Raw genomic sequence first — 1,411 nt, forward strand, 5'->3', positions numbered from 1 at the left:
CTCGCAGTCGCGGCAGGTGAACTTCTCCCGCACGTGCTGGATCACCTTCCATTGCCGCGGCACCACCTCCAGCGTCTCGGTGATATCCTCACCCAGCTTGCGCAGCCGATGACCGCCGCAGCAATGGCAAGCGGCCGGCGCCGGCTCGACCACGCGTTCGCGCGGCAGATGCTCGGGAAATGGCTGGCGCGCCGGTCGCTTGCGCATGTAAGGCGCCACCTCGGTGGTCCGGGCCGCGGCCTGTTCGGCGGCGATCTCGTCTTCCGTCGCGGTGCTCTCGAGTTCCTCGAAGGTGAGTTCCATCTGGTCGTGCAGGCGGGCTGAGCGTTCAGAACTCTGACCATGCAGCGCCCGCTGCAGCTTCCGGATCGTCAGATGCTGATGCGCGATCAGCGCCGCATCATCCGATGCCTTGGCCCTGGCGACCGCCAGTTCGGCCTCGACCAGCGCAGCGCGCGCGGCCTCGTCTTCGGCTCTGGCCAGCGCCGCGGTCAGCGCTGCTCTCAGCGCGCCAATATCGTCCGGAACAGCATCCTGGGCGGTGGCAACCATGCCCTGGAGTGAATCATAAAACGCGTCCGCTGACTCGCGGAAAATGGCGCAAACTCAAAGAAAAACTCAGCCCGCGCGCTGCGGGCGGAACGTGTGAAGCGGGTTGCGCCAATCGATCCCGTCGAGCATGTAGGCGAGCTGCGCCGGTGATATGGAAACCGTGCCGTCCGCCGGCGACGGCCATAGAAACCGGCCCTTCTCGAGCCGTTTTGCATACAGCGACATGCCGAGCCCATCATGCCAGATAATCTTGATCAGATTGCCGCTGCGGCCGCGGAAGACATAAATATCGCCGGCATGCGGGTCCCGGCCCAGCGTCTCCTGAACCTGCAGAGCGAGGCCTTGCATCCCGCGACGCATATCGGTCCGGCCGACCGCCAACCAGATCCGCACCTGGCTCGGAACCGGGATCATGAAACGCCCAGCGCCTTCACCATCGCTGCCGCCAGTGTTGGCGGCGTGGTCAGCGGAATCCGCAGCCGCACCTTGCCGGCGACCTCCAGCTCGATCACCGCTGGGGATGCCGCCGGCCGCGAAACGGCGACAGGCTCATCGGGAGCCACGACAACTTCGGCAAAGCCCGTCTCGCGGGCTCTCACCGTGCGGCGCCACTTATAGATCAGGCTGGTCGCGACATCGTACTGACGCGCTACCGCCGCCACTGTGGCCCCGGGCGCGAATGCCGCGGCCAGTATCCGGCACTGATCCTCTTCACGCCAACGACGACGACGCTCAGGCCCGGTCAATAACGTCACATGGCTCATGCTGTGCTGCTAACTTCGCTCGTAAGGGCGACCTTAAGAGCGCAGCCTCGCTACCGTGCCGTCCTCTCGCAAGGCGGCCTTCGCCGGAGGGTATC

Annotated in this window: 3 protein-coding genes; all 3 read right to left on the minus strand. The window is 65.6% G+C overall.

From position 1 onward, the window contains the following. A partial coding sequence (locus tag NKH60_RS34875; protein ID WP_352875119.1) for an IS66 family transposase occupies window positions 1-552 on the minus strand: 552 nt, incomplete at its 3' end. Between the two features lie 66 nt (window positions 553-618). Continuing rightward, entirely contained in the window at window positions 619-966 is a 348-nt protein-coding gene (tnpB, locus tag NKH60_RS34880) for an IS66 family insertion sequence element accessory protein TnpB (protein ID WP_023680052.1), read from the minus strand. Further along, window positions 963-1,316: an IS66-like element accessory protein TnpA gene (tnpA, locus tag NKH60_RS34885; protein WP_031239744.1), complete on the minus strand. Its 354-nt coding sequence runs from the start codon at window positions 1,314-1,316 to the stop codon at window positions 963-965. Before tnpA ends, tnpB begins: the two co-directional genes overlap by 4 nt. Between the last annotated feature and the right edge of the window lie 95 nt (window positions 1,317-1,411).

It is taken from the genome of Mesorhizobium sp. M1006, assembly GCF_040318825.1.
In the GTDB taxonomy this organism is placed as follows: Bacteria; Pseudomonadota; Alphaproteobacteria; order Rhizobiales; family Rhizobiaceae; genus Mesorhizobium.